This window comes from Rahnella sp. P4_A8 (assembly GCF_056402435.1).
Map to the genome: position 1 here is coordinate 1 of NZ_JBFUHK010000359.1, position 637 is coordinate 637.

Here is a 637-nt window from a genome sequence, read left to right on the forward strand (position 1 = left end):
GAGCTAAAGATGTACGGGTGAAATGGCCAAATGATCTTTATCTTAATGACCGTAAGCTGGCTGGGATACTGGTTGAACTGACAGGTAAAACCGGCGATGCGGCACAGTTGGTTATCGGCGCGGGCATTAACCTCAAAATGCGTGAACCGGCTTCTGACGCCATCACTCAGGGATGGATAAATTTGCAGGAGGCGGGTGTTAATATTGACCGCAATGAACTCACAGCAATGCTGCTGAAAGAGTTAAGGTCAGCATTATTACATTTCGAACAGGAAGGATTAGCACCTTTTATTCCCCGCTGGCGTGGTTTAGATAATTTCCTTGATCGTCAGGTTAAGTTACTCATCGGTGACCAGGAAATTCATGGTATCGAGCGCGGGATTGATCCGCAGGGTGCTTTGTTGCTTGAACAGGATGCGGTAGTTAAACCTTATATTGGCGGTGAGATTTCACTGCGCGGTATCTGACTAAAATAAAGGAGAGTATCAGGCTCTCCTTTATTCGTTAACGACAGTAAATTTATTTTCTCAGCCGAACACTTTCAACAGCGTGATTAGCACTTTTCGTCAAGATTAGGCTGGCTCTTTCACGGGTTGGGAGAATGTTCTCCTTTAAATTCAAACCATTAATCTCATTC

At 44.7% G+C, this 637-nt stretch carries 1 protein-coding gene and 1 pseudogene; one reads left to right on the forward strand and one right to left on the reverse strand.

The window, feature by feature from the left end; all coding sequences use genetic code 11:
- On the forward strand, positions 1-467 hold a 467-nt coding region (locus AC1DUO_RS25980; RefSeq protein WP_477989616.1), incomplete at its 5' end, for a biotin--[acetyl-CoA-carboxylase] ligase.
- Between the two features lie 52 nt (positions 468-519).
- Here the strand turns inward: AC1DUO_RS25980 and AC1DUO_RS25985 are convergent.
- A pseudogene (locus tag AC1DUO_RS25985) lies at positions 520-637 on the reverse strand (type I pantothenate kinase); the annotation flags it as partial.